Below are 22,141 nucleotides of genomic sequence, written 5' to 3' on the forward strand. Positions count from 1 at the left end.
ACCGGTCATAGGCCACTCGACCGCCCGACCGTCAGCAGCATGGACGCGCCACCGTCACGCCGCTGCATGTACGGGTAGAACAGCGCCTCGATGGTGGTGCTGATCGGAGTCGCGGCGTCGGCCCCGGCTGCATCACCGCGCACGGTCCAGCGCAGATCCCCGACGCCTGTCAGCACCTTCTGTTCCGCCGCGGTGAAGGTCTTGGAGAAGAACCCCGGCGTGGCCAGTTCCAGCGCCGCTGCCTCGTAGGTCGCGGCGTCGATCACCGATTCCGGGGCCGTCACAGTCAGGCGGTTGGTGTAGAACCGCGCGATGTAGTCACCAGCCCGGATCAGTGCGGCCGCACTGGCGGCGTCATTGGCCACGGTGGTCCCGCGCGCCTGGGCGTAGCTGATCCAATCGGCGACACTCGCGGTCATGTCAGCCCCGCGCCAGCGTCACTTCGGCGGCCACGCCCGGCCACAGGGCATCACGCTCGGCGGCGGTGAACTTCGGTGCATCCTCGGTCAGCTCGGCGTTCAGCGCGCGCACATCCGGGACACCTTCCGCGTTGAAGGCGTCGGCGGCGATCTCCATCGCAGCGGCGGCCAGCAACTCAGCACGCGCATCATCAATCACGGCGGGCGCGGTGAAGGTTTCGGTGAGCGACACCTCTTCGTAGCGCCCTGCCCAGCCTTTCGGTGCATCTTTGACCGACATGGTGGTGCCGACGGGGATTTCACCTTCAGCACCGTAGATGCCGGGTTTCGTGATCTTGATCTTCATGGTTTGCCTCGTGGGTTTCGGTGTCGTCATGAAGTGGGCCGCATTGTCACGGCCCACCGCTCACGTCACCTGTCAGGTGTCAATGTCGGTCGAGTAGAACACGCCGGACTTGCCATTGAAGTCAGCGCGGACCTCGATACCCATCGCGCCCATGACCAGGAACTGGTAGTTGTCGGTCGGGTTCTGCCGAGCTTTGGCGGTGGTATTCACTGCCATGCCGATCAGTGGGCGGATGTAGTCAGCCGAAGGCACGAAGCCGAAGAAGGCGTTGCCGGTCAGCTTGAACGTGGGCACGACCTTGCGGATGCGGCGGTTCTTGGCGACATGATCCATGATCGTGCCGTCCTTCAGGCCTGCCGCGCCGGAATACGGGCGATCCCAGTTCCGCGCGATCTCGGGCGAGATGTACAGGTTGACCGGGGACGCCACCAGGTTCGCATCCAGCATGGCGCCGAAGGGGCCGGTGAAGAATGCGTCGATCTGGTCGGCGGTCACGGACGCCGAGGTGAGGTCGATGTTGGCACCACCGCCTGCCGTGCCGAGGTTGATCGTCTTGGACAGCGGGTGGTTCATGATGCCGAACGCGCCGTAGCCCTGCACGACGATGTTCTCGTCACCGGTCAGGGCGTAATCGGCCATGTCGGAGCGCAGCTTGGCGGTGTGGGCTTCCTGGTCGTCGGCCAGCGCGTCGAAGTTCTCCGACTGGAGGGTGTTCCACTCGCGCCACTCGCGCCCGTAGCCGGTCGCGAAGATCGGCACCGGGTTCCCGCGATAGTCGTAGGTCACCTTGTCCATGCCAACCGGAACCTGACCGGACATGGAGCGCGTCACCGACCCGGCATCCGAGGACACGCGGTTCATGTGGACCAGCTTGCCGATGTTGACCGGCTTGGCCAGCGGCATCAGGTCGGCCATGAAGGCCTGCCCCTCGTCGTCACGCATGACGCGGCGCGTGATGCCGTCCAGATCCAGCCACGCATCGCGTGGAAGGATGGACGCCGCGTTCTGCACCTGGGCGATGGCGGTCTCGGTGTTGTGGAACCACTGGCGGTCAGCGGAGACCTCAGCCCACCATGCGGCGTGCGGTCGCGAGTTCGCGACCAGTTGTTCATCGAAATAGCGCATCTGGTCGCCTCCTTATGCCGCCGCCGTCAGGTAGCCCTGACCCGGACGGAACTTGATGAGTTGGGTGGTGCCCGTGGCGTTGGCGTAGGCCTCCTCGGCGTAGCCGATCACCTTGTCGGACGTGCTGGCGACGGCCAGAAGGCCGTTTGCCGCCGGGGTGAGCGCGGTGCCGACAGCGACGGTCACGCCATCGGCGATGCGGCCCGCGTAGAGCATGTTGGGCAGCAGCTCCATGCCGATCATGGTGTCGCCAGCATCCCACGCGGTATCGACGCCATTCATCGCCAGGTAGTTGTCCTGGGCGATCCAGACCTTGCCAACGGTCGCGGCACCGGCAAGGGCGAACTCGCCCGAGGTGACCACGACCAGCGTGCCGGGGGTGACCGCGACGGAGGCAAGCGCCTCACGAACCTGCGGCAACGCCTCGGTGACAGGACCGAGGAAAACCTTGTTAAAACGTGCCATGGATCAGGCCTCCGCTTTCGGCAGTTTGAATGCCGGTTCATTGGTCGCGCCGCCGAAGGCGTTGGACAGCGGTGCGGCACCCTTGGGCTGCGCCTTGGCGGCCAGCTCCTTCAGGGCGTCAACGCTGAGGGTGTTGGCGACGGCTTCGGTCAGAACGTTCGCCTTGACGATCTTGCCGACCAGTTCCGCCTTCTCCGCGTCCTGCGCGGCCTTGGCGTTGGCCTGGACCTCGGCCACGTGGTCGGCCAGAGGCTTCACCGCCTCGGTCACAGCGTTGGCGATGGTCTCGCCGATCTTCCCCATGCTGTCCGAGAGGGTCTTCACCTCGTCGGAAAGCGTCTTGAACTGCTCGTCAGAAACAGCCATGTCGATCTCCTTTTCGTTTGTGGAGGTTTCCCGCTCGGAAGGCCTGAGCGCTTCCATGATGGCGGTCTTGAGACGGTCAACGATGGAGGCGCGCTCCATGCGATCAACCGCACGAACCGCCATGTCGGCGGCCCATTCCAGTTCCCGTTCGGCGTCTTCCCAAACGGAATTGATGACCTCGATTTCCTCGGCCTCGCCCTTGGCGTTGACCAGCATCCCGACGCCCTGTTCCGGTGTGGCAGCGCCTTCCTCGTTCAGCAGCACCGCGTCGTGATCGAACACGATGTTGCGGGCGATGTGTTCGGCCTCGCCATCATTGCAGGCGTCGAGGTTGCAGTAGAGCCCGGTGGAGGTGTGAATCGGCTCGCCCTTGTCGATCGCGTTCAGGATCGCCCGGCCCGTCTCGGATTCGTTGGCGCGGGCCACGTCGATCACCTTGTCGAGAAACACCCGCCCGCCCTCGCGTCGGACGTTCTCATTCCACGCCCCGAACCAGCCGATGTTGATACCTTCCGGGTCGGATGCGCTGACAAACCGCCCGTTGATGGTGGGATGCCCTGCCGGTGCCGGGGTACGGTTCAGCGAGAGGTAGCTTTTCTCGATCTCATCCGCCGGGTAGCGGATCCCGTTCATCACGATCCCGTCCGGCAGGGTCGCGGACGGCACGATCACCACGTCGCGACCGTTGCGCTTCTCGCGGCGCACCTTGGCGGTGTTCGCGGCGGTGCGGATGTTCACGCGGACGCGCTTGGTCATATCTCGGATTCCTCATCTTCGGGCGGCGTGTCGTCCTCGCGGGCCATCCCCGCATCAGCCAGAGGCTCCATGCCCACCACGTCCCTGATTTCGTCGTCGGTGAAGACGATCCCGCCTTCGGTGTAGTCGTAGGCCTGCGCGTTGATCGCGGCCATCTTGGCGGCCCGGTCCATGCGCTCTGGCATCCCGGCCTCGGTCAGGTCTTCCCAATCCAGCCACCAGTCAGCGGCGGGAATGATGCCCCACGCTTCCAGCCGGTTGATCATCTCCATGATCGCGGGGACCACTGAATCCGAGCGCCGCCCCATGCAGGTCCGCGCCCACTCGTCCGCGTCCTCCTGGCTGGCACGCTCGCCTGTCTGCATCCCCACCAGCACCTTCACCGGGATCTCGACCGAGGCCGCGAAGGATTGCAGGGAGACGCCGAAAAACGGTTCCGGGTCGGGCAAAACGGTCGGCAGGGTTTTGGCGGTCATGCCCTGCATCATCAGCAGCTTGTCGAAGCCCTTCTGCCAGTCCTCGACCTGATCATTCATCGCCTCGAGCAGCGCGTCGGCCTGAACGCCCATGGCTTGTGCCATCTCGGCGAGGCGGGCTTCCTTGTCCACCTCGAGCACCGGCGCGCCCTTGGCGTTCTTCCAGAATCCCTCACCCCCGGCGCCCTTGATCTTCTCCATGTCGATCAGGTCGTTGTAACCGGCCATGAGCAGGGACCGTGCATTGACGGTGCCATCCTGCGACCAGATCACCACCCGGTCGGGGTGGATGCTGGCCATGCGGCCGATCTTGGATTCCCCGATGGCCGTTTCGTTGAACCGGAACATCAGCGGCTTCCCGTAGGTCGGGCTGGCCTCGTCGGTGTCCCACTCCGCAACGGTCAACTGGCCTTCCCACGCCGGGATGACTTCGACCAGCGCGTCGAGACCACCCGTCACACTGTCCACGGGCTCGCGCAGTTGCTTGCCGTCACCGATGCGCAGGATCGCCCCGGCGTAGCGCCCGACCATGCTGCGGCGGTGGCACTCTGCCAGCGCGCGCCAGACCCCGAGGTCGTCGAACCGCTGACGGATTTCCTTTTCCGCCGGGGTCTCATCGTCGCCCTGTTCGGCGTGACGCACCGCCGGGATGGTTTCCCACACCTTGCGGGCGGTCTTGTTCACCGCCGCTGTCGCCACGCTGTTGCGCTCGTACATCGCGTAGAGCTGCTGGAATGTCACCGAGGTCGGCCAGCCATAATCGGCGTAGTGGTTATGCTTGGCCCCATCGAAGTGCCCCGGGAACATGGCTGCCAGGTTCCGGCGCACGGCGTTCGCGAGGAACTCCCGCGCGGTCGTAATCTTGGTCATGCGCGTTTCTTCCTCAGGAACATTTGGACGGCCACCTCGTGCTTCGCCGGGAAGAATGCCATCACCACCGCGTCAGCCATGTTCGGGGACTTCGCGCCGTCAGGCTGCTTGTCCACCATCGTCTTGCCTCTGCCGCTGGCCTTGTGCTGCGGCTGGCTCAATTCGTCTTCCAACTGCACCAGCCCCGGCAGATCGGCGGGGATGCTGATTAGGTTGTCCGCGTCGTATGGCAGGCCCTTTGCCGCCTTGTGCGCGTTCTCGAAGCGCCGCCGCAGTCCGAACCACGCCTGCGCCTTGAGGTTGTCGTACTGGTCCTTGTTCAGCGGGCTCTGGGGGTTGGTCTTGTCCACCCTCTCGTCAGGGTTCAGCACCCCGGCACCGCCGTTCCATGGGTGAAACGTGATGCCATTGGGCTGCTCATTCCGCCGCCCCATGCTGGCCCACTCACCCGTGACGCCCTCGCCCACGCCCACGCTGTCGTAGTATGTCTCTGCCGCGCCCACTGTCGCTGCGATTCGCGCGGCCTTCTGTGTCGTAATGGCCGTGTCCAGCCCATTCCACGTTTCGACGCTTAGAATCTGGATGCCCTTGCGCACTGCAAAGGCGTTCTCGTCTCCGCCTTCTTCCGCCCCGGCAACGTCCAGCGCGGCGAAGGTCTTGCCGTCGATATCCAGCCCCAGCCTTTCGGCAAGGCCGATTGCAGATCGCACCCAAGCCGAGGGGATGACAACCTTGCTGCTGACGTTCTCGTATTCGCCAAGCCATGTGTGGCCGAAGCCGTCAGGGTTCAGCGCCTTGTCGCTCTCCGCTTCCTTCCTGAGCGTGTCAGGGAGGAAAGGGTTGTCGGTGTAGTTCGCCCGGACCACGATTGCGTCATCCCGAGGCGTTGCCCCGCGTAGCAGCTTCTCTACCGGATCACCCCGTCGCCGGGGGTTCCAGGAGAACCAAATCTGCGAGCCTTCCTTGCGGATGGTCGGGCGCAGCAGATCAAGGGACCGCTGCGACAGGCTTTGCGCCTCTTCCACCCATGCAATGTCGAAGCCTTCGAGCGACTTCACGCTGTCCGCTGTGTGGTCCTGCATCCCCTGAAAGATGCAAAGCCCGGTCCCGCCGATCCTTCTGATTTCCCCGCGCAGCACCTCGAACAGATGCGACACGCCGAAAGCCTCGATCTTGGCCTCGATCAACTTCTTTGCCGAGAGGGCCAAGGATTTCTGAATTTCGCGGATGCAGACCACGCTGCAATCCGGGTTGACGATCATAGCCTCAACCACATCGCCCGCCATTTCGTGCGACTTGCCAGAACCGCGCCCGCCCCATGCCCCCTTGTACCGCACCGGCGTTCCGTCCGGCATGGTGTCGGTTTTCAGAGGAACAGCCCACCGGGGGGTGGGAATGTCCAACTCAATCAGCATCGCCCTTGAGGTCAACAACGCGGCGGGTGATGACTTGCGGCGTCATGCTGCCGTCGGTGGACTGGTGGTCCTGCTTGTCGGCAAGGCCCAAATCACGGGCGATGATGTTCGCATTCAGCAGGTCCGCAGCGGCTCCTGCGAATTTCTGCTGGTATATCACCGCCTCAGCTTGCGCGATGACTTCACTTAAATCGGCGCGCTTTTCCCGCCATTCGATCCACTGCTTTTGGGTCACATCCAGAAACAGGCACAGCCCTGCGATGGTCATGGCCCGCATTTTTGCGACCGGCTCATGTGTCGCCATGCCCTGGAACGTAACCAGCTTGTCCTCGTACAGAGGGTTGTCGTGGCACCATGCGAAGTATTCGAGACATGCAGACCACAAGGCGTCCCCATTATCAAACTTCGGCTTCGGCCCTGCGCTGGATCGCGCCTCCCAGAACCGATTGCCCGGAAGGAAGCGCCCGGTTGCTTCATCCCGGCTCATATCGTTTTCCTTTCATCGCAAATGCGGTCGGACGGCATATTTGCCTGTCCGACCTTCTCCACTGTCCCATGGGTATTTGCTTCGCACGTCCCGCATTCCGCCCAGGACGTACCTCGATGGGTGCCCGCCGAGCGGTTGACTGTTTCCAGCATGTCGAGAGGTTCCGCCGTGCGAATGGCGGCGGGAGTTGGCGGGCTTGACGTTTCCATAGCTTCGCTGTGCCGACCCTGCATCCGGCCTGCGCCGTGGGTCCGTGCACGATCCTTTTCGGGCGATCTGTCCGCAACGCCATCAACTTGGTTCAGGCCGCGGGGCTTCCCCTTCGTGGCGATATGTAGGCCACGGTCTTTGACGCGGACGATGCCACAGGTTGCAAAGCCGGTCAACATGCTATCCGCTCGCAACGCGCTTCTGCCGTGTCGCCCTTCATCGCGCCATGGTCCCAGAACACCCGGCCACCGATCACGTCGCGCACGGTGACGACAAGCGACAGGTTTTCCCCGACGACCACTCGAGCCTGATCCCCCGGCTTCACGCGCAACGCCTCGCGTCGTGCCGCCTCGATTTCCTCCGCCACGGTCGGAAGCCCCATGAACACCCGAACATCATCCTCGCTGGCGGCGTATGGCACCGGGCCGAATTGCGTCTGCTTGCAAACCAATCGGCAGATGATCCGCCGCGCCCGCATCTCGTGCCAGTTTGGCGCATGGCGGAACTTGGCGAACACCCAGCCCGGCACGTCGGCACGAACCTGAGTGACCGTCTGGCCCCGCGCATCGCGCCATGTGACCTCGCGTGTCGGGTATGCCGTGTGGACACCAGCGAGGGCGAGACGATCCGCCTGCCGTTCCTCCTGCCCGGACATGACGCCGAGGATGTGCCAAACCGGCTCATCCAGCTTGTGGCCAGTGAGCGCAGTGATGCGCGGCTCATGCCGCACGATCTGTCCGATGTGGTAGGTCAAAGCTCGATCCCGCATTTGGAACCGCGCTCGGGGTTTGGCACCCACATCATGCCACACCCGCCGCAGGCGGCGCAAGATGTAGACTGGCCTTCGACGGGTTGTGGTGAATGATCGTAAAATCTACGCGTATAGGGGGGGTGTCAGATTATCTTGATCTTGTAGAGGTCGATACGATTATTCCGATTATTCGATTATTCCATATTTTTCCTTTATTTACATGTACATAAATAATCGTGAATGTGTTTAATAGTCGTACGATTATTCGACGAAAAGGCCCCTTCGCTTGCGCTCCGGGGCCTTCTGGTTTCCGATTATTCCGATTATTTCCGATTATTTCCGATTATTCGGCGGCTCCGTCCGATTATTCGGACGCCTGGAATTCTCCGCAGAACGTCCACTGAGGGACGCTCGGGAACCAATCATCCACCGCCACCCTGCCGCCTTGCCCCCATCTCGGCGCATATCTGTGGCAATGGCCTATATTGGATGTGGGGTTCAATTCTGCAAAAAATCGGCACTGCGCGCATGTCTTATCCTTCATCGATCTCTCCTGTGTAAGTTAGCTTCCATCCGATTTTGGTCTTTGTCTGGACCTTATCCAGACGTACCGCTCCAGCCTCGACCAGGCCCTCCACAATCTCATCGAAGGCACGTTTGCCGATGTTTCTGCACCGATCCTTGAGCTTGCCTTTCATGATCCCTTCTGACCCCGCCGCCATAATCTTGCGCTCCACATCGTTCACGTCCCGCTCAAGCTGGTTGTCTGCGACGTGCGACGCGATGTTTCGGATCATCACGCAAGCGGACCACCACGCCAGCGCGTGACCGATCTGCATGTCGCGTGAGTCGATTTCCGGCTCGGACGGGTTGCGCCCCACGGCGGATATCAGCGCGATCTTGAGCGCGTTTTCCGTCACCCGCCGCAGGATCGCCGGGCCGCCCCTGACGCCGTTCTTCTCGGCGTAGAGCGCGAAAGCCTGTTCCTTTTCCTTGAGCGCGGCACGGGACTTTTCCGCGTAATCGTCCAGCGGCGCGACCTTGATACCGACCACGCCGAGGTTGCCGGTCACGCGCGCTGCCATGGCCTTCTGCGCCTCCCGGATCGCCTCCGAGACCGCCGATATCCCGCTCGCGTCCGGTTCCTTTGCGCCGGTCTCTCCGAGCGGAAACACCAGATAGCGCGCGATGCTGCCGTCCTCCAGGCTGGATGACCCGAAGGCCCGCCAGAACTGCTCAGGCGTCGCCATGCCGAAAAGGCACAGGTGTGGATAGTCGATGCTCGTGTCCCGACCGTCCGCGTAGGCTGTCCCGGCGAAAACAGTGTTGGCCGCCGAATATAGCGCGGTGAACTCGGTCACGATCTGCCGGTAATGCGCACCCGCGCCCGGACTGCCGATCTGTTGCAGCATGTGCCCAAACTCGTCCAGAAACGACACCCGGCGCGGCCCTTGGCGCAGCATGGTCAGCACGCCGGACCCGGACGCAAACCGATCCTCGCCCATCACGTCGCGCGCCTGCGCGGTAATCAGCAATTCCTTGGCCGGAGATACCAGCGTCGTCTTGCCGGTTCCCGATCCCCCGAGCGCTACCGTGTAGACGTTGGTCCGCAGGTTGGTGGGGGTCGCATAGGCCCGCCCGAAGATCGCACCTAACAGCGGCAAGGCCACGGCCAGCGCGCCCGCCTCGGTGGCGGTTGCGGATGCGGCGTCGATATGGCTCGCCACAGCCCCGAGAAGCCCGTCACAGATGCCGAAGTCCTGAATGGGGAACGGCGGCGCCTCGCGCGGCACCATCGCCTCCCACGCCGCGTCTGACGGCATGGCGACAGGCTTGATGACATGGAAGCTGCGCGTCCCGGCGAATACCGGCATCGGCTCCCAACGCTCCGGAATTTCCGGTCGGCTCGGCGATGGTGTCGGGATTTCCGACACCATCGGATTAGGGATCGGCAACGGCATTTCACCCACGCCGCCGACTTCCGGCCTGACGAACTGTTGCAGCCATTCCGCCGCACTGGTGAAGCTGCAATCCCGTGCCGCCATGACCACATCGACGGGCGTGTATGACCGGTCAGCGCCGAAGTCCACGATACCGCGCGGCGTCGCCCGAAGGTTGGGGTTGCGCTCAGTGATGGGCCGCCCGCTGCCCGAGGATCGCCAGAACGGCACCGCCTCCCATGCCCCGAAGCCCCGTTGACGGCTTTTTGGCATGTCCAGCGCAGGCCACCATTGATCGATCGCCTCCATCGCGCGGTCATTCAGGCTGCGCCCGAACGGCTTCTCAAGGTCGTGATCGGTCGCGGCTGGTCGGTCATAGTCCGCCTGCGTCACCCGGCGCGGTGCCTGTCTCGTCAATCCGATTGCGGAAAATTCACGGTCCAGCGCGGCAAGGTCGTCACCGGTGAAGATCGGCAGGTCTCCGATCTCGGTATCCTCCAGCGTGTCAGGCGTCAGCCATGTGTAAGGCCGCCCGGTGCCGGGGTGGATCGTCGGCGGCAGAACGGATTGCGTTCCCTCCAGCAGCAATTCCACCACAGGCCGCTTGCCGTCCTCTTTCGGATCGTACCACCTGACGCGCGCGACAAGGCCATCCAGCCCGGCGCCGGGTCGGTAGTACCCAAGCCAGCCTTTCTGCCCGCGGCGGCGCACGGTTGGCGGTGTCACGGCCTTGTGCAGCGCCTCGGCCACGTCGCGGCGATCGGTGTCCAGGTCCAGCCCGATCACCGCCCCATGCGCAACGCATACCCCGGCGTCCGGCCATCGCTCCCATGTGGAGTGTACGAATTCCGGCGCCATGTCGCGGCAATACTTCTGCCAGCCGGGCATCGGGTTCCAAATCCCACCCTGGTATTTGCCCGGCACCTTGGTTCCCGGCCCGACAGGCATGACGTGATAGCCCTGCTCTCGATAGCTTGCCGCTACCGCGGCATATGGTGCGGATGTGGTCAGCATGCAATGCGCGCCCCTATCTTTAGGGCGGCTGCATCGCCCCACTGTCTCGCCATCGCCGCAGCCACGCCGGGAAAGAACCGGGACCGCTCCCGCCACCGATCCGCGCCGGGGCTGGCGATGTGGACGCTGTTGCGCGCCGTGTTCCCGTCCAGTGTCCCGGTCGGCTTGAGGGCGGGTAGGTTGCGCAGCCAGAGGCAAGTCCGCTTGCGCTCGTTGTCCGGGCCGTTCTCGTCAGTCCCGAATTGCCACGGCTGGAATGACTGCGTAGCGGGGCGGAAATTCTCGATACGCTCTTTCGCGTGCTTGTGCATCACGGGGTTTTCGACGGCCACGCAGGGGATGTGCGGCACGTTCCAGACTGCCGAGAACAGCGCCGCGCCCTCGTCCAGTTCGGCCCACATGTCGTCCAGCGTGCGACCCGGCGGGGCCTTGGTCAGCCAACGCACGCCGGAATTGCACAGCCTTGTGCAGGGCGGATGCATCACTGCCAGAACGTCCCATTCATCGGCCATCATCACGTCGCGCACGTCTCCGACGATGTGGCGATTGGTCGGGGTTTCTGCCGGGAGAAGGTCGCAGGACCAGGCGTCGTGTCCCAGCGCGTTGAAGGCGTCGCGGACCACGCCCGACTGTTCGCAGCCGATCAGAACCTTGAGTTTCATCACACCACCTCAGAACGGAATGTCGTCATCGGCGCGCTTGCGCAGCACGTCGCAGGTTTCCAGCCACAGCGTCTCGCAGAACGTCGCCCATTCCTCGCGCGTCATGGTCCCGAGGTCGCTCTTGCCGATGCTGTCGAGATACGCACCGGCCTTTGCGCCGCCTGCCATCACGGCCTCTCTCTCGAACTGCTCCACGTTGGGTTGCCCCTTTCGCTTGATCCAGATTTCGGCGCATTGCGGGCTGCACACGCCTGCCAGCGGCGCGCCGGTCATGTTGATGGTCGCCCAGCCGCCGGGGCGGCGGCAGATCGGGCATGGGTATCCGGGAAGGCACGTCACCAGTACGCCCTCCGGACGAGGCTTTCCGGTTCCTCCGCAAGCCAAAGATCGTCCTGCATGACGTTATTCGTCGCGATGATGACGACGCCGGAATTGACGCCATACCGCCGGGCAATCGCGTTTGCCGGAACGCCATCGGATCGCATCCTGAGCCAACCCAGAAGCTGCTCATCACGCGGGCGCGGCACGCTCACGATGCGGAATTTCTGTAGCGCCGTCATTCCGCCGCCTCCCGCACCTGATGGCCGCGCACCCGGGCGATGCGGTCATATTTGCCCTCGCGCCGGATCACGGCTTCACCGGGCCTCCTGATTTCACCCTGCCGCGCCAGCGCCTCGTCCACCGTCGCGGGCGGCGTTGTCCCGGCCATGGCAGTCCACCACTGGACGGCCTTCTGGCGCGGGAAACCGCTGTGCTCGATGCACACGACCTCGGAAACCACGCGACCGTCGATCAGGTAGTCCGCAAAGATCACCGGATGGTCGCCGCCGAATTTCTTGTGCCGTCGCAGCGCGAAGTCCGTCACCACGCGCCAATCGTCCTCGGCAGTCATATTCATGATCGCCGCGGTGCTGGCCCGCCGCTCGATCTTCGGTTCCGGCTCCGGGAATTCGAAGCCGCAATCCGGGCACTGCATCTGCGCAATGAACAGGATGCTTTGGCATTCCGGGCATGTCTTCGCCGGAACCTCGCCCTTTTCCGCGTCAGGGTCTTTTGCCCGCCCCGGCGCGTCCTGCACGTTGACCGCATCCACCGGCCCATGGCGCAGGACATTGCCCGCGTAGTCGAGCACGAGACCGTTGGTCTTGCCGTCCGCGATGCGCATCGCCCGGCCCGCCATCTGCATGTACAGCCCGAGCGATTGCGTCGGACGCAGGAAGGCGAGAAGATCCGTTGCCGGGGCGTCGAAGCCGGTTGTCAGGACGTTCACGTTGGTGATCGCCCGCACGCGTCCGGCCTTGAAGTCCGACAGAATGCGCGCCCGCTCGCCCGCATCCGTGGCCCCGGTGACGACTTCTGCCGTGATGCCTTGCCGCCGCAGCTCGTCCCGAACCGCCGTGGCGTGGTCGACGGAAATGCAGAACAGCAGCCAGCTTTTCCGGTCCCGCCCGAGCGCGATGATTTCCTGCACCGCCTCGCGCGTTACGGCCTCCGTGTTGAAGCGCGCGTCCATCTCCTTTTCCACGAAGTCGCCCGCGCGGGTGTGCAGACCCTTGGTGTCGAACACGAAGGACGGCGACTTGCTGACCAGCGGTGCGAGATAGCCGCGCTCCACCAGCATCGGGATCGGGATATTGTACGCGATGCCGTCGAAGATCGCGCCCGGCCCGGCGTCCAGCCGCCCGCTGTCGAGACGGAACGGCGTCGCGGTCAGGCCGATGACCTTGAGCGCGGGATTGGCTTCCTGCAAACCGGCGATGAGCGCCTGATACTGCGTCGCCCCAGATCGCGGGATAAGGTGAGCCTCATCTACGATCAGCAAGTCCACAAAGCCGAATTGCGCGGCCTTCTTCGCCACGGACTGGATGCCCGCGAAGGTGACGGCACGGCCCGCCTGCTTGCGCCCAAGTCCGGCGGAGTAGATACCGGCAGGGCATTCCGGCCATAGGCGGGTTGTGGCGGCGCAGTTCTGGGCGATCAGCTCCTTGACGTGCGTCACCATCATGATCCGGGTGCCGGGCCAGCCTGTGCAGGCACGGCGGATCAGTTCGGCCAGGATGACGGACTTGCCCGCACCGGTGGGCGCAACGATGAGCGGATTGCCCTTGCCCGCGGCGAACCAGTCGAATGTCGCATCCACGGCTTCGGATTGGTAATCACGGAGTTGCATTGTCACCCTCCAAAGCGGCGATTGCGTTTGTGATGCTCCACGCGGCCTCGCGCAGGTCTTGTGCTGCGGATTTGCCGCCTGACCGCGCGCCCGGCACCAGCAGTTTCTTGATCGCGTGGGCAACGGCGGGATCGGCGACGCCATACGCGCGCAGGACGTCGTAAACGTCAGACATGCCATGCTCGTCGCGGTGGATGCGTCTATGGTACAGGCTCATGACTTCGCCCCCAGCGCTGCGACCTGTGCACGGTCAGTGTTTGCCTGCGGAACGCCTATCCCCAACTCCCAAGCCATCATTTGCAGATCACGCCGCGCCTCAGGCCATCCGTCGCCGGTCAACTCATTCGGCGCGTGGACCTCGCACCACATCATCGCATCCATTCGGTCGGCATAGTGCAGCCACTTGCGTTCCTCTGCTGTCAGGTCCGGGTCAGGCCCCCACAGGCTTTCGCGTGCGCGCTTTTCTGCGCCGTCCAGCCATTCACGCAGTCCGGGGAACATGTCCTTTGCCGGGGCCTTCACGTCGCCAACAGCGTGCTCACCGTCGTCATGCGTCAGTGCGGCCCGGAGAAGTGCCACAGACGGCGACGGGTGAAGCGCAAGGATGATGCGCGCCACTCTCCCTTGATGCGCATCTAGGCGGTCGTTGGTGTGCGCTAGGGCTGGATTGGTGTGCCAGCGCATGACACGGGCCGCGCGGAAGATTGCGAGAAGGTCAACCATTGGCCCGGCTCCTGTCATAGCGCTCCATCACGCGGGCGAAGGCCTCGGCCACGATGCGGTCAATGTCTTGCGCGGTCATGCTGCGTCCTCCGCGAACCGGCTGAAAATGTCCTGCGAGGCGAGTTCGGCCTCTTGCAGATTGCGGTTTGCCATGGCGGCGTATTTCGCCTTCAGCTCGAACCCGAGATACCGGCGGTGAGACTTCACAGCCTCGTAGCCAGTGCTGCCGATCCCGTTGAACGGGTCCAGCACCACATCGCCCGGGCGGCTGTAGAGCCGGAGACACTTCCGGATCACGCCAAGCTGGAGCGGGCAGACGTGCTTTTCATCCTCATCGTCGCGCGCGTCGCGGAAGTTCTTGAGAACCTCGCCCTGGTCAATGTCCATCCAGACGGGTGACGCCAGCGCCTGCCATTCGTCGATGCTGAATTCAGCTTCGGCCATGAACGCGGCAATCGCAGCATCGTCCGGAACCGACCGCAGAAGCCCTTGTCCGCGCAATTCCTCCATCCATGCGCGGACGATTGCCACCGGGTCGCCGTCGCCAGCATAGGCGTGCTGGATAGGCTTTTCGTTCGGCGCATCCTTGCGGAAAAACAGCATGTAGTCCGGCATGCCTACGCGGCACATCGCGCTGTCTTTCTTGATCTGCTTGTGCAGCAGGCCGACCGCCTTCGTGCGCTGCATTTCCACGACAGGGTTTTTCCAGATCGTCGCGCGGCCATGGTAGACCAGCCCGGCGGCGGTATGCGCCCGCACCAGATCGCCAGAGAAATCTTGCAGGCCGATTGCCCCGTGCTTTCCCTTGCGCATCGGCAGGTCGGTGCAGTGGATGCAGGCTATGCGGCCCGGGCGCAAAATGCGCGTCAGCGCCTCTGCGAAGAAGCGGTATTGCTTGGCGAATGCCTCACCCTCGCCCGCGTTGCCGAGGTCGCGCTCGCTGTCCGAGTAGACGAACAGGTCACCAAACGGCACCGACGTGATGACGCAATCGACGCTGTTTTCAGGCATCGCCCACATGCCTTCGACGCAATCGGTTTCAGCGTGGATCGCCCATCCGGCGCCCTTGTATTCAGGCTGCTTCATTGCTGCCTCCCTTGATCCATGTTGGAAATGCCAGGTCCAGCGGACGGTCGTACTTGATACGCGTCCGCGCCGTCCGTTGCGCGCGGTTCATCGCCGCCGCCATCTGTCGCTTCATGTCGTCATGCTTGGCGGCCTTCTCGGCGATGGTCCGCCAGATCGTGCCCTCGGTCTCGGCGATCACCACGTCAGTCACGACACGTTCCGTCTGGCCAAACCGATGCGACCGGCGCTGCGCCTGATAGAATTGCTCGTAGGAAAAGCTGATTGAGGCGAACACGACGTGCGCGCAATGTTGCCAGTTCAGCCCGAACCCGGCGAGCGTCGGCTTCGTGACCATGACGCGGAAATCGCCATCCGCGAACCCGAGCAAAGCCGCTTCTTTGACCTCCGGCTTCATGTCGCCTCGGACCTCCACCGATCCCGGGATCATCTTGGCGAGCATCGCGCTTTCGTCGTTGGTCTCACACCAGACTGTTGCAGGCTTGTCGTGGTCGACAAGCTGCGCGGCCAGTTCGCACCGCTCCCGGATGGTGAGCCGTTTTTCCTTGTGGAAGCTGGTAGCGGACATTTCCGGCATGCGGAACGCGGCGTCGCCGGTCGATTGGGTCAGGTCAACCGTGACCCGGTGAAGATGCAAGTCAACATCCGGCAGGACATACCCTGTATCATCTCCACCAAGGTCACTCGGGAGCGTTGCGCACCGCGACCATGACGCCACCCATGACCAGAAGTCATCGGCTGCATGGCCTTTCAGGCGCCAGTCCTGCGACGCGGTGGATGTGTCGTTGACGAACCACTTCGACAGCATTTCCTGTTGCCGCATGACCCCGAGAAACTCGGCGTGGTTCCCGAGTTCCATGTGGTCATTCGGGCTGGGAGTGGCCGTTGCTGCCAGCTTGAACGGGCATTCGCGGAAGGCGTCCATCAGCATGTTGCGCGTGCGACCTGCAAAGCTCTTGAGGATGCTGCTTTCGTCCAGCACGACCCCGCCGAAGACGGACGCATCCAGCTTGGGAAGCCGCTCGTAGTTCGCCACCATGATGCCGTCGCCGACTTCGCCCTGCTCCCGGATTTGCCGCGCGTCGATGCCGAATTTCCGGCCCTCGCGCACCATCTGCGCCGCGACGGCGAGCGGCGTCAGGATCAGCACGGGCCTGCCGGTATGATCCGCGACCTGCCGCGCCCATTCCAGTTCGCACAGGCTCTTGCCAAGCCCGGTATCGAGGAACAGCGCCGCCGATCCGCGCCGTAGTGCGAAGTCCACCGCCTTAACCTGGTGTGCCTTCATGTGCTCATTCATGGATGCAGGGTCGAAACCCTGCATCTCTGCGGCGCGCGCGCGCGATGCGATGAACCGCCGGTATTCCGCCAGTTGCTCAGACATCCTGCAACTCCTCATCCGCGGCACGGATACCCATGAGCACGGCAGACAGGTGCAGGTGTGCGTCCTGTTGCGCCGGTTCGATCCGCGCGCCCTCCGCCAGTGATGACAGGGCAATGTCGCCCTTGAGCGCGGGCAAGGCGCGGGACAGCAGGTCAGACGACAGCATGAAGCGTGCCGTGCCGATTGCTTCGGCCTGCGTCTCCGCCCGGCCCGCCGCCGTGACGCCGGAGACGGTCTTGCCGCCCCGGATCACGATGGGCTTGCCCGGGTCTGCGATGAACACCAGCCCGCGACCCTTCTTGCGGATTTCATCCGCGCCGCAGGCTGCGACCTTGAGCGTTGTGGCGAGGTCGTCCTCGGCTGTGACGGCGAAGGGATCGGCCTGGCCAAAGCCCTCGATCACGCGCCACACGTCCGGGAACGATCCGTCGATCACCTTGCCCCACATGCGGAGACCGGCGACGGCGAACATCCACCCGCGCGCCGACACGGCGAGGCTGACGGCGTCCTTGCCTTCCGCCGCGTCGCAGATCAGCGCCACCGCATCGCGCGGCAGGATTGCTCCGTCGCCAATGATCGGCGCGTCCGGAAGCTGTGCGACGTGCAGGCCGTAGCCATCGGTCCCGTGCGCTTCCACGACACCCTCGCGCGTGGTCATGTTGACGCCTTGCAGGTAGTAGCGCGTCTCGTCGGTGGAGCATGCCGTCGCGCAGAACCGCAGCGCGCGGGTCAGCGTGTCGGCGTCCATCTGGACGGGTTCACCATCCGCTGGCCTGTAGTTCGGATAATCCGCTGCGTCTGCGGCAGACAGGGCGATGCGCGACCGCCCTGCTGACACCTTGACCGCCTCGCCTTCCAGCTTGAGCGTGATCGTGTCGGCCTTGGCGGCAGAGGCGAAAGCGGACAACGGCCCGTGCGGCATGATCGCCACGCCTTCGGTCTCGACCTGCGCCGGAATGTCCGCTTCGAAGGTCAGATCACCGTTGGAGCCGATCAGCGTGACGCGGCTGTCATTGGTGATGACCTTGAGGTTGGACAGGATCGGCCATGGCGACTTTTGCGGGATCACGCGCCCGGCGGTCTTGAGTGCGGCGCGGAATGCCGCGGCTTCGACGGTGAAATTCATTCCGCCGCCTCCCGCACGTCGCCCATGCTGGCCAGCTTCGGCGCGGCGCCGGGCTTCTCGATGATGGTCGCGGTGTCGCCTTGGTCAAATTCGGCCCAGCGGATATTCGGCGCGCTGGTAGCCCCGCCGATGCCGATGCGGATGTAGCCCGCGCCGTGCTTTGCGTAGATCGCATCTCCGCGCGCGTAGAGTGCCGTTTGGCGGTACACGCCGCGCGAATGCACAAGCGCCGTCGCGCCGGGGATGTTGGTGAAATAGTCCATTGGATCAGTACCCCACTGCCAAGAATTTTTGATGGATTGCCCGGGTGCGGCGAACGTCGTCGTCGCAGTATCGAGCGATGGTCAGGTGATCGCCTGCGGCCCAAGCATCGGCGACCATGGAGCCGTCGAAGCCCTCCTTGCCGACGATACCGAGCAGGCCGCAGAGCCTGTTCATTCCGATCATGTCGCCGCGCCCGGACCCGGCCCATGCGTGCATGGTGTCGAAAAGACCCCTGCCCCATGGCTTCGGATCGCGCGGCCAAGCCCATTCGGACGGGAGTTCCACGCCCAGCAGGATTGCGCGCTTGGTCAGGAACGGGATGTCGAAGCCGGTATGATTGTGCCCGACTAGGGTCACGTCACGCTTCGGCAGGGACCGGAAGAACGCGTCGAGAATGTCCCGCTCTTCGCCCAGCCCCTCGGCGTGCTCGACGCGCACGGGGCCGTCATTGGTGGCCCATCCGATGGTGCAGACGTGCCCCGCCGCCGGGTCGAAGCTGGTCTTTGCCAGCGCCTCCCGCGCCGCGCTCTCGCGGTTCTCCGCCAGCCATGCGTCGATGCTGTCCTGCTTGCTATAGCGGGCCGGGGCTGTGACCTCGGCGCGCAGGCGCTCCAGCGTCTCGGGCCTCTGGTCCGGGATCGTCTCGATGTCGAAATAGAGATACGACGCGCAGTCGTATTCCTGCACCACGCGCGGGTGCATCGGCGCGACAAATTCCTCCGGATCGGGTTGCTTGGGGATCGCGACCATCAGCGCGCCCCCTCTTTTGCCGGGTCGCACATCAGCGCATAGCTGTCGCCGCTCCAATTGTGATCGCGCAGAAAACCCGGAATGCCGCCCTTGTGTTCGGTAGCTATCGCCACCAACTCGGAAAGCCATGTGATCGGGATTTCCCTGTCATGCACGATGACGCAGGAATGCCCGACGCGAAGGGTTGCCGTGCTATGTTCATAGCTCGGGCTTTCGATCTCAAAGAACGATCCGCCGCGCGCGCCCTTGCCACCGAAGCGATTGGGGCATTTGTGCTTAGCCATCAGCCCGCCCTCCGCTCGTCCGCATCGTGCGCGGCCAGCATTGCGGCGAGGTGATCGCGGCTCAGGTAGCTGGTCAGGCGTCCGCACGCGGTGCAGGTCAGGTGGCCTTGGTGCATTCCGACAGGCGCCGTGCTGACGGTCGCCGCCGTGCCGCCACACGACATGCAGGCCCGGAATGCGCCGGTCAGCTTGTCGATTGTGACGTGTTTGCCCTCTAGCGGGGCGTAGATATCCTGTGCCATTGAAGAGCCTCCTTCATGGCTTGATGAAAATCAGGGATGGAGAGGGCGCGCGCCGCGGGTTTGGCGACTACGGGCGCGCGCCCGGCACGGTCACTGCTGCCAGGGCTTTTTCGCGCCAGCCGCGCCAGCCTGCGCCCCGGCGTTGCCGGTCGCATAGGCCGCGGTCGCTCCTGCGTTCAGCGGCTTGTAGCTGGTGATCCGGTTGCGTTCCTTGTTCACGCCGCCCGGCTGCGACTTGTCCTTTTCGAAGCCGACGCGCGCCGTGAACGGGATGCCATGGATCTCGCTGCTGTCCTGCACGCCCAGCTTGCCGCAGGCGTGGCAGAGCGCGTTGAAGTCACGCCACGCGATCGCCTGCGCATTGGCGTTCACGAGGTTGAAGTTCTGCCAGACGCGGCCCGCGCCGTCCTGGTTCTCGAATTCGCAGGCGAGATACCAGTTGCCGGGCGAGTTCTTGCTTTCCAGCATCTCGCTCTTGACCAGCGCGAGCGTGTATTCGCCCGGTTCGAGTGGCCCAAAGCCGGTGCTGTATTCGCCGCCGGTCGGGTCTTGAAGTCCGCTGAGGTCTGCCATTTGTCTTGTCTCCTGTCCTTGGATCAGGCCGCCGTAGCGGCAGGTTGCACCGGGTCAAACCCCGGCATGTGGGGGGCGATGGCCGCGAAGCCCTGCCCGGGATTGATGAGGATCTTGTCAGGCATGCCGTAGCGGTTGCCTGCCTCGAAGGTCGGGCGCGGCGCGAGGTTCAACTGCCGCTGCCCGGAGCCTTTCGCCACGGCGCGCTCGTCGCCCTTCTTGCCCTTGTCCAGCGCAACGGCTTGGTTGAGGAACCCGACGATATCGACCCGCTCGCGGATCAGCGCCTCGGCCCGCTTGTGCAGCCGGAGCTTGTAGCGGTTGTAATCCTCGCGCTCAGGGTCCGAGAACGTCTCGACCACCTCATGCCCGATCATCACGACACACATCCGCTTGTAATCGCGCAGCCATGTGCAGGCGTTGAGGAATTCACGCCAGACTTCATCGGCGGCGAGGTATCCTTTACCATACCCCGGCTGCTCGATGTCGGGCCAGTTGTTCCGGCGGCACGTCTCCGCCCAGATCAGCGGCTCGAGCTGCGTCACACTGTCGATGACCAGCGTCTTGAAGTCGTGATCTTCGGTCGCGAGTTCGGTCAGTGCCGCGTCAACGTCCGACCATTCGGTGATCGCGCCCTCGGAGAAGCTGGTGATTTCCAGCGCGCCGGAGCCGTCCTCCGTCTGGACGAAGATCGGGTTGGGAAACTCCGACGCGAGCGTCGTCTTGCCCATCTTGCCACGCCCATAGATCGCGATCATGGGCGGCTTGTCGGCCCGCTTGCGGACCAGGTTTTGCAGAGAGATTGCCAAGGCAAATCTCCTTTCGTGTTGCGCCGCCTCGATGATCGCCAAACCCCGAGCGCGGCAGGTTGTCCCGGTCTCAGCCGGGAATTTCAGTCAACAGCGCGACCACCGCGCCGCCCTTGACGATGGCCCCGATCGCCGTCGGCACGCCGTTGAACGTCGCATCATCCACGCCCATCGCCTGTGCCAGCCCATCGCGGCCCGCCTTGAACCGGGCGACGAGGTTGTCGTCGTCGTGGCGCGCGGCGGTCGGCGGGTGGAACACGATACGGTCGAGTCGCAGGCCCCGCGCCGGGGTGACGCCCAACGTCCAAGCTGCTTCGGCGCAGGCCTTGCGGTATTGCTTGCGCCGCAGCGGCACGAGTGTCCGCGAGCGTGTCCGGAAGTTCGGCGACAACTCGTGCGGCGGCCACGGCAGCGTGACGCTGAGGCCCGTATTGGTGACGGGGGCGGCTGTTACCGCTCCCCGCGCTGCGTGCCTGTCCGCAGCATCCAGCGTTCCGTGAGCGGTCGCGCTGGTAAGGTTTTCCTGACCATCACGAGGGTTGACCGATGCGTGATCGGCACTCACCCTTGAGGGACAGGCAAGAAACTCCGAGCGCATCACGCGGCCCCCTTTTGGGCCGACGAAGCCGGAGATTTATCATGAGCCATGCACAGCATGTCCGCAGTGATGTTTGCGCCGTTGCGCTGCGCCACGCGCAGGACACCAGCATGATGCCAAGCCGGGATCGCACCTTTCGTGTGCCAGCGATAAACGGCAATCGGTTCGACGCCGCATTCCTTGGCAATTTCGATGCGGTCACCCGCAGCATCTATGATTTCAGGAACCGTTTTCATGCGACCCATAATGACTAATCTAGTCACAACGTCAAGAGGCTGAAACAGTGATTGAAGCGATAGCCTCTAATTCACATCCTGCGGGCATGTCGTTGAAGCCCGAATCCATGCTGCCGCAAGAGGTGGCACAAGCCATGCGAAACGAGGCCGTCGGTCATCGCCTCAGCCTGTTGCGCAGAGCAATCGGAAAGTCGCCATCCGAAATGGCTGACATGCTCGACATTGAACGGACCTACTGGTCACGCTTTGAGAAGGGCCGTCAGGGCCTATCCGACACGGTGGCGGCGCTACTCGTTATCCGCCTCGGTGTCACGCTGGATTGGCTCGTTCTGGGGCGCTGGGACAAGCTGCCGCTCGACCTCGCTGAAAAGATACGGTCTCTTCCGCCTGAATAGGTCATCCAGGCTTTCACCCGTGGCCCCGGCGCGCACCGCCAAATCAAATAAAACTTCCCTCAACTGAACCTCGTTGTTCTCTTGGACAAATAGCGAACATTAACTTTTAGCACGAGTTGACGCACTTTAGCGCCTGTTTGCGTTTTTGGTCAACGTGACTGTTTCAGTCATTTTCCCTATTGCGCTTTGACTAAATTAG

Annotated in this window: 28 protein-coding genes; 1 reads left to right on the top strand and 27 read right to left on the bottom strand. The window is 63.7% G+C overall.

The genetic code is table 11. The features are described 5' to 3' along the window. Nucleotides 1-5: 5 nt before the first annotated feature. The 27 genes from ACP16H_RS02480 to ACP16H_RS02610 form a co-directional block, all read right to left on the bottom strand. Entirely contained in the window at nucleotides 6-419 is a 414-nt protein-coding gene (locus ACP16H_RS02480; RefSeq protein ID WP_425070650.1) for a hypothetical protein, read from the bottom strand. A gap of 1 nt (nucleotide 420) precedes the next feature. Then, a complete protein-coding gene (locus ACP16H_RS02485) occupies nucleotides 421-765 on the bottom strand; it encodes a hypothetical protein (RefSeq protein ID WP_425070651.1) in 345 nt (114 codons plus the stop codon). 72 nt (nucleotides 766-837) lie between these two features. Beyond that, nucleotides 838-1,890, bottom strand: a complete 1,053-nt coding sequence (locus ACP16H_RS02490; protein ID WP_425070652.1) for a major capsid protein — start codon at nucleotides 1,888-1,890, stop codon at nucleotides 838-840. A 12-nt stretch (nucleotides 1,891-1,902) separates the two neighbouring features. Beyond that, a complete protein-coding gene (locus tag ACP16H_RS02495) occupies nucleotides 1,903-2,355 on the bottom strand; it encodes a hypothetical protein (protein ID WP_425070653.1) in 453 nt (150 codons plus the stop codon). Nucleotides 2,356-2,358: 3 nt separating this feature from the next. After that, nucleotides 2,359-3,477, bottom strand: a complete 1,119-nt coding sequence (locus ACP16H_RS02500) for a hypothetical protein (RefSeq protein ID WP_425070654.1) — start codon at nucleotides 3,475-3,477, stop codon at nucleotides 2,359-2,361. Next, nucleotides 3,474-4,823, bottom strand: a complete 1,350-nt coding sequence (locus tag ACP16H_RS02505; protein WP_425070655.1) for an anti-CBASS protein Acb1 family protein — start codon at nucleotides 4,821-4,823, stop codon at nucleotides 3,474-3,476. The genes ACP16H_RS02500 and ACP16H_RS02505 overlap by 4 nt, the downstream gene beginning before the upstream one ends. Then, on the bottom strand, nucleotides 4,820-6,178 hold the full coding sequence (locus ACP16H_RS02510) for a PBSX family phage terminase large subunit (RefSeq protein WP_425070656.1): 1,359 nt from the start codon (nucleotides 6,176-6,178) through the stop codon (nucleotides 4,820-4,822). The genes ACP16H_RS02505 and ACP16H_RS02510 overlap by 4 nt, the downstream gene beginning before the upstream one ends. Nucleotides 6,179-6,227: 49 nt before the next feature. Then, entirely contained in the window at nucleotides 6,228-6,725 is a 498-nt protein-coding gene (locus ACP16H_RS02515) for a terminase small subunit (RefSeq protein WP_425070657.1), read from the bottom strand. 382 nt (nucleotides 6,726-7,107) lie between these two features. Then, a complete protein-coding gene (nusG, locus tag ACP16H_RS02520) occupies nucleotides 7,108-7,689 on the bottom strand; it encodes a transcription termination/antitermination protein NusG (RefSeq protein ID WP_425070658.1) in 582 nt (193 codons plus the stop codon). Between the two features lie 530 nt (nucleotides 7,690-8,219). Then, on the bottom strand, nucleotides 8,220-10,640 hold the full coding sequence (locus tag ACP16H_RS02525) for a bifunctional DNA primase/polymerase (RefSeq protein WP_425070659.1): 2,421 nt from the start codon (nucleotides 10,638-10,640) through the stop codon (nucleotides 8,220-8,222). Beyond that, a complete protein-coding gene (locus ACP16H_RS02530; RefSeq protein WP_425070660.1) occupies nucleotides 10,634-11,302 on the bottom strand; it encodes a hypothetical protein in 669 nt (222 codons plus the stop codon). The genes ACP16H_RS02525 and ACP16H_RS02530 overlap by 7 nt, the downstream gene beginning before the upstream one ends. A 9-nt stretch (nucleotides 11,303-11,311) precedes the next feature. After that, on the bottom strand, nucleotides 11,312-11,641 hold the full coding sequence (locus ACP16H_RS02535; RefSeq protein ID WP_425070661.1) for a DUF6511 domain-containing protein: 330 nt from the start codon (nucleotides 11,639-11,641) through the stop codon (nucleotides 11,312-11,314). Beyond that, a complete protein-coding gene (locus ACP16H_RS02540) occupies nucleotides 11,638-11,862 on the bottom strand; it encodes a hypothetical protein (protein WP_425070662.1) in 225 nt (74 codons plus the stop codon). The genes ACP16H_RS02535 and ACP16H_RS02540 overlap by 4 nt, the downstream gene beginning before the upstream one ends. Then, a complete protein-coding gene (locus ACP16H_RS02545; protein WP_425070663.1) occupies nucleotides 11,859-13,472 on the bottom strand; it encodes a DEAD/DEAH box helicase family protein in 1,614 nt (537 codons plus the stop codon). Before ACP16H_RS02545 ends, ACP16H_RS02540 begins: the two co-directional genes overlap by 4 nt. After that, on the bottom strand, nucleotides 13,459-13,689 hold the full coding sequence (locus tag ACP16H_RS02550) for a hypothetical protein (RefSeq protein ID WP_425070664.1): 231 nt from the start codon (nucleotides 13,687-13,689) through the stop codon (nucleotides 13,459-13,461). The genes ACP16H_RS02545 and ACP16H_RS02550 overlap by 14 nt, the downstream gene beginning before the upstream one ends. Further along, a complete protein-coding gene (locus ACP16H_RS02555) occupies nucleotides 13,686-14,195 on the bottom strand; it encodes a hypothetical protein (RefSeq protein WP_425070665.1) in 510 nt (169 codons plus the stop codon). Before ACP16H_RS02555 ends, ACP16H_RS02550 begins: the two co-directional genes overlap by 4 nt. Nucleotides 14,196-14,270: 75 nt before the next feature. Continuing rightward, nucleotides 14,271-15,281, bottom strand: a complete 1,011-nt coding sequence (locus tag ACP16H_RS02560) for a DNA-methyltransferase (protein WP_425070666.1) — start codon at nucleotides 15,279-15,281, stop codon at nucleotides 14,271-14,273. After that, complete coding sequence (locus ACP16H_RS02565; RefSeq protein ID WP_425070667.1) at nucleotides 15,268-16,605, bottom strand: helicase-related protein; 1,338 nt, start codon at nucleotides 16,603-16,605, stop codon at nucleotides 15,268-15,270. The genes ACP16H_RS02560 and ACP16H_RS02565 overlap by 14 nt, the downstream gene beginning before the upstream one ends. 52 nt (nucleotides 16,606-16,657) lie before the next feature. Further along, a complete protein-coding gene (locus ACP16H_RS02570; RefSeq protein WP_425070668.1) occupies nucleotides 16,658-17,791 on the bottom strand; it encodes a DNA polymerase III subunit beta in 1,134 nt (377 codons plus the stop codon). Beyond that, nucleotides 17,788-18,054: a hypothetical protein gene (locus ACP16H_RS02575; protein WP_425070669.1), complete on the bottom strand. Its 267-nt coding sequence runs from the start codon at nucleotides 18,052-18,054 to the stop codon at nucleotides 17,788-17,790. Before ACP16H_RS02575 ends, ACP16H_RS02570 begins: the two co-directional genes overlap by 4 nt. A 4-nt stretch (nucleotides 18,055-18,058) precedes the next feature. After that, on the bottom strand, nucleotides 18,059-18,805 hold the full coding sequence (locus tag ACP16H_RS02580; RefSeq protein ID WP_425070670.1) for a ribonuclease H-like domain-containing protein: 747 nt from the start codon (nucleotides 18,803-18,805) through the stop codon (nucleotides 18,059-18,061). Then, the gene (locus tag ACP16H_RS02585; protein ID WP_425070671.1) at nucleotides 18,805-19,089 is read right to left on the bottom strand and encodes a hypothetical protein; all 285 of its coding nucleotides are present in this window, start codon (nucleotides 19,087-19,089) and stop codon (nucleotides 18,805-18,807) included. The genes ACP16H_RS02580 and ACP16H_RS02585 overlap by 1 nt, the downstream gene beginning before the upstream one ends. Next, nucleotides 19,089-19,331, bottom strand: a complete 243-nt coding sequence (locus tag ACP16H_RS02590; RefSeq protein ID WP_425070672.1) for a hypothetical protein — start codon at nucleotides 19,329-19,331, stop codon at nucleotides 19,089-19,091. Before ACP16H_RS02590 ends, ACP16H_RS02585 begins: the two co-directional genes overlap by 1 nt. Before the next feature lie 90 nt (nucleotides 19,332-19,421). After that, nucleotides 19,422-19,904, bottom strand: a complete 483-nt coding sequence (locus ACP16H_RS02595) for a DUF669 domain-containing protein (protein ID WP_425070673.1) — start codon at nucleotides 19,902-19,904, stop codon at nucleotides 19,422-19,424. Between the two features lie 23 nt (nucleotides 19,905-19,927). Further along, complete coding sequence (locus ACP16H_RS02600) at nucleotides 19,928-20,713, bottom strand: ATP-binding protein (RefSeq protein WP_425070674.1); 786 nt, start codon at nucleotides 20,711-20,713, stop codon at nucleotides 19,928-19,930. A 70-nt stretch (nucleotides 20,714-20,783) separates the two neighbouring features. Continuing rightward, nucleotides 20,784-21,311 (bottom strand): hypothetical protein, encoded by a 528-nt coding sequence (locus ACP16H_RS02605; RefSeq protein ID WP_425070675.1) that lies wholly within the window; start codon nucleotides 21,309-21,311, stop codon nucleotides 20,784-20,786. Further along, nucleotides 21,311-21,556, bottom strand: a complete 246-nt coding sequence (locus ACP16H_RS02610) for a carph-isopro domain-containing protein (RefSeq protein ID WP_425070676.1) — start codon at nucleotides 21,554-21,556, stop codon at nucleotides 21,311-21,313. Before ACP16H_RS02610 ends, ACP16H_RS02605 begins: the two co-directional genes overlap by 1 nt. A 38-nt stretch (nucleotides 21,557-21,594) precedes the next feature. On the opposite strand from ACP16H_RS02610, the gene ACP16H_RS02615 reads away from it, so the two are divergent. Then, nucleotides 21,595-21,942: a helix-turn-helix domain-containing protein gene (locus ACP16H_RS02615; protein ID WP_425070677.1), complete on the top strand. Its 348-nt coding sequence runs from the start codon at nucleotides 21,595-21,597 to the stop codon at nucleotides 21,940-21,942. Nucleotides 21,943-22,141 lie beyond the last annotated feature (199 nt).

Source organism: Sagittula sp. S175, from assembly GCF_049800975.1.
Classification (GTDB): Bacteria; Pseudomonadota; Alphaproteobacteria; order Rhodobacterales; family Rhodobacteraceae; genus Sagittula.

What these genes read in the sequence shown, in the direction of transcription:
- ACP16H_RS02530 (WP_425070660.1), bottom strand. Translation starts at nt 11,302, where the DNA reads ATGAAACTCAAGGTTCTGATCGGCTGCGAACAGTCGGGCGTGGTCCGC.
- ACP16H_RS02550 (WP_425070664.1), bottom strand. Translation starts at nt 13,689, where the DNA reads ATGAGCCTGTACCATAGACGCATCCACCGCGACGAGCATGGCATGTCT.
- ACP16H_RS02565 (WP_425070667.1), bottom strand. Translation starts at nt 16,605, where the DNA reads ATGCAGGGTTTCGACCCTGCATCCATGAATGAGCACATGAAGGCACAC.
- ACP16H_RS02560 (WP_425070666.1), bottom strand. Translation starts at nt 15,281, where the DNA reads ATGAAGCAGCCTGAATACAAGGGCGCCGGATGGGCGATCCACGCTGAA.
- ACP16H_RS02500 (WP_425070654.1), bottom strand. Translation starts at nt 3,477, where the DNA reads ATGACCAAGCGCGTCCGCGTGAACATCCGCACCGCCGCGAACACCGCC.
- ACP16H_RS02485 (WP_425070651.1), bottom strand. Translation starts at nt 765, where the DNA reads ATGAAGATCAAGATCACGAAACCCGGCATCTACGGTGCTGAAGGTGAA.
- ACP16H_RS02605 (WP_425070675.1), bottom strand. Translation starts at nt 21,311, where the DNA reads ATGCGCTCGGAGTTTCTTGCCTGTCCCTCAAGGGTGAGTGCCGATCAC.
- ACP16H_RS02585 (WP_425070671.1), bottom strand. Translation starts at nt 19,089, where the DNA reads ATGGCTAAGCACAAATGCCCCAATCGCTTCGGTGGCAAGGGCGCGCGC.
- ACP16H_RS02575 (WP_425070669.1), bottom strand. Translation starts at nt 18,054, where the DNA reads ATGGACTATTTCACCAACATCCCCGGCGCGACGGCGCTTGTGCATTCG.
- ACP16H_RS02515 (WP_425070657.1), bottom strand. Translation starts at nt 6,725, where the DNA reads ATGAGCCGGGATGAAGCAACCGGGCGCTTCCTTCCGGGCAATCGGTTC.
- ACP16H_RS02590 (WP_425070672.1), bottom strand. Translation starts at nt 19,331, where the DNA reads ATGGCACAGGATATCTACGCCCCGCTAGAGGGCAAACACGTCACAATC.
- ACP16H_RS02480 (WP_425070650.1), bottom strand. Translation starts at nt 419, where the DNA reads ATGACCGCGAGTGTCGCCGATTGGATCAGCTACGCCCAGGCGCGCGGG.
- ACP16H_RS02570 (WP_425070668.1), bottom strand. Translation starts at nt 17,791, where the DNA reads ATGAATTTCACCGTCGAAGCCGCGGCATTCCGCGCCGCACTCAAGACC.
- ACP16H_RS02490 (WP_425070652.1), bottom strand. Translation starts at nt 1,890, where the DNA reads ATGCGCTATTTCGATGAACAACTGGTCGCGAACTCGCGACCGCACGCC.
- ACP16H_RS02595 (WP_425070673.1), bottom strand. Translation starts at nt 19,904, where the DNA reads ATGGCAGACCTCAGCGGACTTCAAGACCCGACCGGCGGCGAATACAGC.
- ACP16H_RS02610 (WP_425070676.1), bottom strand. Translation starts at nt 21,556, where the DNA reads ATGGGTCGCATGAAAACGGTTCCTGAAATCATAGATGCTGCGGGTGAC.
- ACP16H_RS02525 (WP_425070659.1), bottom strand. Translation starts at nt 10,640, where the DNA reads ATGCTGACCACATCCGCACCATATGCCGCGGTAGCGGCAAGCTATCGA.
- ACP16H_RS02540 (WP_425070662.1), bottom strand. Translation starts at nt 11,862, where the DNA reads ATGACGGCGCTACAGAAATTCCGCATCGTGAGCGTGCCGCGCCCGCGT.
- ACP16H_RS02580 (WP_425070670.1), bottom strand. Translation starts at nt 18,805, where the DNA reads ATGGTCGCGATCCCCAAGCAACCCGATCCGGAGGAATTTGTCGCGCCG.
- ACP16H_RS02505 (WP_425070655.1), bottom strand. Translation starts at nt 4,823, where the DNA reads ATGACCAAGATTACGACCGCGCGGGAGTTCCTCGCGAACGCCGTGCGC.
- ACP16H_RS02545 (WP_425070663.1), bottom strand. Translation starts at nt 13,472, where the DNA reads ATGCAACTCCGTGATTACCAATCCGAAGCCGTGGATGCGACATTCGAC.
- ACP16H_RS02510 (WP_425070656.1), bottom strand. Translation starts at nt 6,178, where the DNA reads ATGCCGGACGGAACGCCGGTGCGGTACAAGGGGGCATGGGGCGGGCGC.
- ACP16H_RS02495 (WP_425070653.1), bottom strand. Translation starts at nt 2,355, where the DNA reads ATGGCACGTTTTAACAAGGTTTTCCTCGGTCCTGTCACCGAGGCGTTG.
- ACP16H_RS02555 (WP_425070665.1), bottom strand. Translation starts at nt 14,195, where the DNA reads ATGGTTGACCTTCTCGCAATCTTCCGCGCGGCCCGTGTCATGCGCTGG.